Raw genomic sequence first — 8440 nt, 5'->3', positions numbered from 1 at the left:
GGTCGCGTGGCGGCTTGCGCTGCGGGCGCGTCGCGGGGCGCCACCGCCCCCCGCCGAAGAGGCGCCCTCATTGCAGATGGTTGCGATGGCAACGCACGGGCTGCTTTATATGGTGCTGATCGCCATGGTGATTTCGGGCGGCATGGCGTGGTTTGGCGGCATCAAGCAGGCCGCCTCAACGCATGAGCTGATGAAGCTGGCCTTGTTGCTGCTGATCGGGCTGCATATTGTGGGTGCGCTTTATCACCAGGTCGTGCTGAAAACGAACATCATGATGCGGATGAAACGCCCGTTGGACTGAGAAAACCGTGCAACACGGCCTCAAATTCGCGCGGCTGCTCGGCATGAAGCCAGTGGCCTGCGCCTTCGATCCGGGTGAATTCGGCGGCGGGGAACTGTGCCTTGATCGCGGCGTGATATTCGGGGCGGATATAGTCCGATAGCGCGCCTGAAACGAAAAGCACCGGTCCGTCAAAATGCCCCGGCGTATCCGGCCAACCGGTAATCCGGTCCATTTCGGCGCGCAGAACATCCAGGTTCAGCTTCCAGCGCGGCGGGGTTGATTTCAGATCCAGAGATTGCAGCAAAAACGCGCGCACCCCATCGTCTGCAATCTCGCCGGCCAATCGGCGGTCCGCCTCAGAGCGCAGGGTTACGCCGGTCAGATCCAGCCCTTGCATTGCGTCGACCAGATGGGTCATGCTGTGATCATAGGCCACCGGCGCGATATCGGCCACGATCAGGCGGTTCAACCGGTCGCCATGGGTCAGCGCCAGTTGCATGGCCGCCTTGCCCCCCATCGAGTGGCCCATGACATCCGCCTTGCCGCCGTATTCGTCGATCAGGTGAAGAAGATCATGGGCAAGGTCGTCATAGCCATGCGCGTCATCCCAGGGGCTGTCGCCGTGGTTGCGCATATCCACCGCAATGACCTGCCGATCGTCGGACAAGCGGCGGGCGATGATACCCCAGTTGCGGGCAGACCCGAACAGGCCGGGCACGATGACAAGCGGGGGCTGGGTGCCGGGCACCCCATGGACCATTGTGTTCAACATGGCGGCAAAATAGCGCAGCATTGCGGCGGCTGCCAGCCCCGTTGCACGGTATTTCGCCGCGCGCTAGGGTCTGGGCGAGGTCAGGGGTGGAAATGAATATAAATAGCGTGCAGCAGATGACCGGTCGTGTGGCGCAGCTGATGGAGCAGCGGCTGGGTGCGAAAGGCAGCGGGCTTCGGGCCAAGCTGGCGGCGCGCGGCCGGGCCCTGCCGCGTCAGGTGCGCCGTGCGGTCAGCTACCTGGCCGAGGTCGAGGCGGTGGTGGCCTCTCCCAAGATCGCGCGCCAGACCGACCCGGATAAAATCACCGCAGCCTATGACATTGCCGTGCGGTACTTGCAGCCCTTGGGCGGGCAGGCGCGGTTCTGGTCGATGGTGCGCACGATGGTGGCGTCGGTGGCGTTTGCGTTGCTGGTAACGGGTGCGGCGGTGATCTGTGTCATGGTCTGGCGCGGCATCTTGTGAAAAAGACCCCCAGCGGGGGTCTTTTGATGCGTTGCGGGGATTTTTACAGCGAAGGATAGATCGGAAAGCGGGCGCAAAGCGCCTCGACCTTGGCTTTCACACCGGCTTCCACCTCGGCGTTGCCATCTTCGCCATTTGCGGCCAGCCCGTCGACCACTTCGACAATCCAACGGCCAATCTGGCGGAATTCGTCACTGCCAAAGCCTCGGGTGGTGCCGGCCGGGGTGCCAAGACGCACGCCAGAGGTAACGGTGGGCTTTTCGGGGTCAAACGGGATCCCGTTCTTGTTACAGGTAATGTTGGCGCGCCCCAGTGCCTTTTCGGTGGCGTTGCCTTTCACCGATTTCGGCCGCAGGTCGACCAGCATCACATGCGTGTCGGTGCCGCCGGTGACGATGTCGAGCCCGCCTTTCATCAACTCATCCGCCAGCGCGTGCGCATTGTCGATGACCTGCTGCGCGTAAACCTTGAATTCAGGGCGCAACGCCTCACCGAACGCCACCGCTTTGGCGGCGATGACATGCATCAGGGGGCCGCCCTGAATACCGGGGAAAATAGCCGAGTTGACCTTTTTGGCGATGGCTTCGTCATTGGTCAGGATCATGCCGCCGCGCGGGCCGCGCAGGGTTTTATGGGTGGTGGTGGTTGCCACATCGGCATGGGGGAAGGGCGAGGGATGCACGCCCCCCGCGACCAGCCCCGCGAAATGGGCCATATCGACCATCAGCAGCGCACCGACCTTATCGGCAATCGTGCGGAACTTGGCAAAGTCGATCTGCCGCGGAATGGCAGAGCCGCCAGCGATGATCAGTTTCGGCTGATGTTCCACCGCCAGCGCCTCGACCTCATCATAGTCGATCAGGTTGTCTTGTTTGCGCACGCCGTATTGCACAGCGTTGAACCATTTGCCCGATTGGTTCGGCGCGGCGCCGTGGGTCAGGTGCCCGCCCGAGGCGAGGTTCATCCCCAGGATCGTATCGCCCGGCTTGATCAGCGCCTGAAAAACGCCCTGGTTGGCCTGCGACCCCGAATTGGGCTGAACGTTGGCAAAGGCGCAGCCGAACAGTTCCTTCGCGCGCTCGATCGCCAGATTTTCCGCGACGTCCACGAATTCGCACCCGCCGTAATACCGCTTGCCCGGATACCCTTCGGCGTATTTGTTGGTCAACACCGTGCCTTGGGCCTCCATCACCGCCGCAGAGACGATATTTTCCGAGGCGATCAGCTCAATCTCGTTGCGCTGGCGACCCAGTTCATTACGGACGGCGCCGAAAATTTCGGGGTCACGGGTGGCGAGGGCTTCGGTGAAAAATCCGGTGTCACGTTGCGAGGTCATGGGTCTCTCCTGCAAGGGGTTCAGGGCGGTTTATCGCACAAAACGCGGGGCGGAAAGCAGGCAAAACGCGCTAATGGCAATTTGACCGGGTAAAGCAAGCGGGGGTTTGGTGCTTGTGTTTCCGATTGGCGCTTGTCACAGCTTGTCAGGAACCAAAAGGAGCGGTGCGTGAACAAGCCTTTGAACATCCATTTTGCGGCCTCAAGCAGCGATGCGGCGCAAAATGCGCTGACCGCGCTGGTGGCGCGTCACGGGCAGATGCCGCGTGATGCGGCTGATGTGATCGTCGCATTGGGGGGGGACGGGTTCATGCTGCAAATCCTGAGCGAGGGCACTGGCCTGCCGGTTTACGGGATGAACTGCGGCACGATCGGATTCTTGATGAACGATTATTCCGAAATGGCCCTGCCCGAGCGGCTGGCCGCGTCGGAAAAGGCGGTGATTCACCCGCTGGCGATGCGCGCCCAGACCGCGGATGGAACGCTGCAAGAGGCGCTGGCGATCAATGAGGTCAGCATGTTGCGCGCCGGTCGGCAGGCGGCCAAGCTGCGGATCTCGGTCAACGGGCGGGTGCGGATGGATGAATTGGTTTGTGACGGGGCGATGGTGTCTACGCCGGCGGGATCAACCGCCTACAACTATTCGGCGCAGGGGCCGATCCTGCCGATCGGGTCTGACGTGCTGGCGCTGACGGCGATTGCGCCGTTTCGGCCGCGGCGCTGGCAGGGGGCGATCCTGCCCAACACGGCAGTGGTGCGCATTGATGTTCTGGAGGCCGACAAGCGCCCGGTCATGGCCGACGCTGACAGCCGGTCGGTCAAGCCGGTTCTATGGGTGGAAATCCGGTCTGAACCCAGCCTTAGCCATACGATCCTGTTCGACCCTGGCCACGGATTGGAAGAACGGCTGATGCGCGAACAATTCGCCTGACTGCCAGCCGCCCTTCTGTTATTTGCCCGGTTTCACTGCGCGGGCAGGCCCATCGTTTTTAGCACGGCGGTGATTTCATCCAGAATTGCCGGGTCATCAATGGTGGCGGGCATCTTGAATTCCTGCCCGTCTGCAATCTTGACCATCGTGGCGCGCAATATCTTGCCCGAGCGGGTTTTGGGCAGCCGGTCCACCACACAGGCCAGCTTGAACGCGGCAACCGGGCCGATCTGGTCGCGCACCATCTTAACGCAATCCTTGATGACATCGTCGGGCGCACGCTCGGCCCCCTTGTTCAGGCACAAAAGACCCAGGGGCGTTTGCCCCTTCAGTTTGTCAAAAATGCCGATCACGGCACATTCGGCAACGTCCGGGTGACCCGACAGGACTTCTTCCATCGCGCCAGTCGATAGCCGGTGGCCTGCCACATTGATCACGTCATCGGTGCGCGCCATGATGTAAAGATAGCCGTCTTCGTCGATATAGCCTGCGTCGCCCGTTTCATAATAGCCGGGGAACTGGTTCAGATAGGCCTTTCTAAAGCGTTCTTCGGCGTTCCACAGGCCCGGCAGTGTGCCCGGCGGCAGAGGAAGTTTAACCGTAATCGCACCCAATGTGCCGTTTGGCACCGGTTGCCCGCCCTCATCCAGGATTTGAACGTCATACCCCGGCATCGGCACCGAAGGACTGCCCAGCTTGACCGGTAATTCCTCAATCCCCATCGGGTTGGCGGCGATGGCCCAGCCGGTCTCGGTTTGCCACCAGTGGTCGATCACCGGCACATTCAGAATCTGGCGCGCCCAGACGATTGTGTCGGGGTCCGCGCGTTCGCCGGCAAGGTAAAGCGTCTTGAGCGAGCGCATGTTGTAGTCGCGCGCCAAGATACCTGCGGGATCTTCGCGTTTGATCGCACGCAGCGCGGTGGGGGCGGTGAAGAAGGATTTGACCTTGTAGTTCTGGATCACGCGCCAGAAGGTGCCTGCATCCGGGGTGCCAATGGGTTTGCCCTCAAACACGATGGTGGTGGCCCCGGCAATCAGCGGGGCGTAACAGATATAGCTGTGCCCAACGACCCAACCCACGTCGGACGCGGCCCAGAACACCTCGCCCGCGTCGATGTTGTAGATGTTTTTCATTGTCCAGTTCAGCGCGACCAGGTGGCCCGCCGTGGGCCGGATAACGCCTTTCGGTGCGCCCGTGGTGCCCGAGGTATAAAGGATATAGGCAGGGTGGTTGCCCGCGACCGGCACACATTCAGCAGGCTCGACACCATACTGAAAGCTGTGCCAAGCAAAATCGCGCCCTTCGATCAATTTGGCGACTTCTTCTTCGCGTTGAAAGATCACGGTGAAGTCGGGCTTGTGGCTGGCCATGTCAATTGCCTGATCCAGCAGCGGTTTATATCGCACGATGCGGCCCGGCTCCAACCCGCACGACGCGGCGATGATTGCCTTTGGTTTGGAGTCGTCAATTCGCACCGCCAGCTCATTCGCGGCAAAGCCACCGAACACCACCGAATGGATCGCCCCAAGCCGCGCGCAGGCCAACATCGCCTCTAATGCCTCGGGGACCATCGGCATGTAGATGATGACGCGGTCGCCTTTTTCCACACCCTTGGCACGAAGCGCGCCAGCCAGGTTCGCAACGCGCTTTTGCAGTTGCGAATAGGTAATGCCCTTGCTTGAATGGGTGATCGGGCTGTCATGGATGATTGCCAACTGGTCGCCGCGCCCGGCAATCACATGGCGGTCAACGGCGTTCCAGCAGGTATTGACCTGCGCATCCACAAACCATTCATAGAGCGGGGCGTTTTCAGCGAAAAGTGCCTTTGAAGGTGGCTTGATCCAGTCGATCGCCTCGGCGGCCTGCATCCAGAACCCCTCGGGGTCGCGTTGCCATGCGGCGTAGATCTCTTTGTATGCCATTGTATGCCTCCTCCACGAGCTATCTGCTTGTTACGCTAGCGATACAGATTCCCGCAACGATGTTACCGTTCACAGTGGCGCTTCGGTGCGAAAAATTTGCAGATTTTGTGCGATATCTGGAAGGAATTTTGCAAAGTCGGCATTTTGCAAGGTGCTGACGTTAAGATGGCGCGACTTTGCAAAGGCTGTCGGTGATTCTGTTTTTGAATGCCGCGGCGACGGTCAGGGCTGCTGGTGGCTGTTCATGGCCGGGCCCGCCCACCTTGTGGGGCGTGGGCGCCCCCGCTGGCGGGTCTGCTAGCGGGGGTTGACGTTACTAACCGTAATAGGCGACCGGAGTGCCGGCAATGGCTGACATGTTCAGCAGACCGCGCGCGGTGATCGAGGGGGTGACGATATGGGCTTTGTTGCCCATCCCCATCAGGATCGGCCCCACTTCCAGCCCGCCTGCCTTTGCCTTGAGGATGTTGCGCACCCCAGAGGCGGCGTCAGTATTGGCAAAGACCAGAACGTTCGCCGTGCCTTGAAACCTGGAGCCGGGGTAGATGCGGTCGCGCAGCGCCTCATCAAACGCCGAGTCCACATGCATTTCGCCCTCATAGGCGAAGTCCTGTTTCTGGGCGTCCAGCATTGCCAGCGCCGCGCGCATCCGGCGCCCCGAGTCGGTATCAAGGTTGCCAAATTGCGAATGGCTGCACAGCGCAACCTTGGGCGCCAACCCGAAACGGCGCACATGACGCGCCGCACCGATAACCGTTGCGGTGATTTCTTCGGGGGTTGGTTCGGGGTGAACATGGGTATCGGCAATGAACAAGGGCCCATCTTCGAGGATCATCAGCGATAGCGCGCCTTGCGGATTTCGCCCATCACGCGCCAGAACCTGATTAAGATAGTTCAGATGCCACAAGTATTGCCCGAAGGTGCCGCAGATAAGGCTGTCAGCCTCGCCCCGGTGGACCATGACGGCGGCAATCGCGGTCGTGTTGGTCCGCATCACCGCGCGGGCGATATCGGGGCTGACCCCTCGACGGGCCATCAGCCCGTGGTAGGTTTCCCAATAATCGCGGTAGCGCGGGTCGTTTTCGGGGTTCACAATATCAAAATCGCGGCCCGGACGAATGGGCAGGCCGGCACGTTCGCAACGCCGTTCGATCACCTCGGGGCGCCCGATCAGGATTGGTTTGTCGGTGGTTTCTTCGATCATCGCATTGGCGGCCCGCAAAACACGCTCGTCTTCGCCTTCGGCAAAAACGATCGAACGGGTTGCGTGCGATGCCGCCTCGAACACCGGGCGCATCAGCATTGCCGATTTGAACACGGAACCGTCCAGCTTGGCCTTATAGGCGGCCAGATCGGGGATTGGGCGGGTGGCAACGCCAGTTTCCATTGCGGCGCGGGCAACGGCCTTGGCAACCGTGCCGATCAGCCGCGGGTCAAACGGTTTGGGGATCAGGTAATCGGGGCCGAAGGTCAGCTTTTCCCCACGGTAGGCGGCGGCAGCCTCGGCCGAGGTGGTGGCCCGGGCCAGTGCGGCGATGCCTTCGATGCAGGCGATTTGCATCTCATCATTGATCTGCGTAGCCCCTACATCCAGCGCCGCCCGGAAAATGAACGGAAAGCACAGCACGTTGTTGACCTGATTGGGGTAATCGCTGCGACCGGTGGCCATGATCGCATCCGGCGCAACGCTTCGCACGTCTTCGGGGGTGATTTCGGGGGTGGGGTTGGCCAGCGCAAAGATGATCGGGCGCGGCGCCATGCGCGATACCATTTCCGGCTTAAGCACACCGGGGCCGGAAAGCCCTAAAAACAGGTCGGCCCCGTCAATCACGTCTGACAAGGTGCGTTTGTCACTGTCCTGCGCAAAGGCGGCCTTTTGCGGGTTCATTTCGGCTTCGCGGCCCACATGGACCAGGCCGTGAATATCACACAGCCAGACGTTTTCGCGTTTGACCCCCAGTTTCAGCAGCATGTTCAGGCAGGCAATGCCCGCAGCGCCGCCGCCGGTGCTGACCACCTTGATCTGGTCAAACGCCTTGCCCGCCACATGCAGCGCATTGGTGGCCGCAGCCCCAACCACAATTGCGGTGCCGTGCTGGTCATCGTGAAACACCGGGATGTTCATCCGTTCACGGCACAGCTTTTCAACGATAAAGCACTCGGGGGCCTTGATATCCTCAAGGTTGATCGCCCCAAAGGAAGGTTCCAGCGCGCAGACGATTTCGGCCAGTTTCACCGGATCGGATTCGTTCAATTCAATATCGAAACAGTCGATATTGGCGAACTTCTTGAACAGGACGGCCTTGCCCTCCATCACCGGTTTTGACGCCAGTGCCCCGATATTCCCCAGCCCCAGTACGGCAGTGCCGTTCGTGACAACCGCCACCAGATTGCCGCGTGCGGTGTAGCGCGCTGCAGTCGTCGGGTCGGTCTGGATTTCAAGGCAGGCTTCCGCGACACCCGGTGAATAGGCGCGTGACAGGTCCCGACCATTGGCCAAAGGCTTGGTCGCGCGAATTTCCAGTTTACCCGGCTTTGGGAACTCATGGTAATCCAGTGCTGCTTGCCGGGCGGTGTCGTTTCGTGCCTCGTCCATTCTATCCTCCGTGAAACTGGTTTAGCTTTAAACTATTCCGCAGTCCGATGGAATAGCCCGCAGCTTGCCATCTGCATGATGCTGGTTTTCAGGGCGCGTGCCGGGCGCGCAGCTTGCATCGGGCGTGGTCCGGG

General features: G+C 60.9%; 7 protein-coding genes. 3 read left to right on the top strand and 4 right to left on the bottom strand.

Annotated elements, in window-relative coordinates; translation table 11 throughout:
- Positions 1-301, top strand: a 301-nt coding sequence (locus ACM62R_RS09410) for a cytochrome b/b6 domain-containing protein (RefSeq protein WP_415183797.1), incomplete at its 5' end; no start/stop codon positions are given.
- Here ACM62R_RS09410 and ACM62R_RS09405 read toward each other — a convergent pair.
- Entirely contained in the window at positions 270-1055 is a 786-nt protein-coding gene (locus tag ACM62R_RS09405; protein WP_415183796.1) for an alpha/beta fold hydrolase, read from the bottom strand. The genes ACM62R_RS09410 and ACM62R_RS09405 overlap by 32 nt on opposite strands.
- A gap of 92 nt (positions 1056-1147) precedes the next feature.
- Here ACM62R_RS09405 and ACM62R_RS09400 point away from each other — a divergent pair, with 92 nt between their 5' ends.
- On the top strand, positions 1148-1519 hold the full coding sequence (locus ACM62R_RS09400; protein WP_415183795.1) for a hypothetical protein: 372 nt from the start codon (positions 1148-1150) through the stop codon (positions 1517-1519).
- Between the two features lie 43 nt (positions 1520-1562).
- Here ACM62R_RS09400 and glyA read toward each other — a convergent pair whose 3' ends face one another.
- The gene (gene glyA / locus ACM62R_RS09395) at positions 1563-2855 is read right to left on the bottom strand and encodes a serine hydroxymethyltransferase (RefSeq protein WP_415183794.1); all 1293 of its coding nucleotides are present in this window, start codon (positions 2853-2855) and stop codon (positions 1563-1565) included.
- A 168-nt stretch (positions 2856-3023) separates the two neighbouring features.
- Between glyA and ACM62R_RS09390 the strand changes: the two genes are divergently transcribed.
- Positions 3024-3785, top strand: a complete 762-nt coding sequence (locus tag ACM62R_RS09390; RefSeq protein ID WP_415183793.1) for an NAD kinase — start codon at positions 3024-3026, stop codon at positions 3783-3785.
- Between the two features lie 32 nt (positions 3786-3817).
- Here ACM62R_RS09390 and ACM62R_RS09385 read toward each other — a convergent pair whose 3' ends face one another.
- Together ACM62R_RS09385 and ACM62R_RS09380 are read right to left on the bottom strand one after the other, a co-directional pair.
- The gene (locus tag ACM62R_RS09385) at positions 3818-5710 is read right to left on the bottom strand and encodes a propionyl-CoA synthetase (RefSeq protein WP_415183792.1); all 1893 of its coding nucleotides are present in this window, start codon (positions 5708-5710) and stop codon (positions 3818-3820) included.
- Between the two features lie 316 nt (positions 5711-6026).
- A complete protein-coding gene (locus ACM62R_RS09380; protein ID WP_415183791.1) occupies positions 6027-8306 on the bottom strand; it encodes an NADP-dependent malic enzyme in 2280 nt (759 codons plus the stop codon).
- Between the last annotated feature and the right edge of the window lie 134 nt (positions 8307-8440).

Origin of the sequence: Phaeovulum sp., from assembly GCF_047638075.1 — a bacterium.
Classification (GTDB): domain Bacteria; phylum Pseudomonadota; class Alphaproteobacteria; order Rhodobacterales; family Rhodobacteraceae; genus UBA6197.
This window is presented reverse-complemented; position numbering and strand designations above follow the sequence as displayed.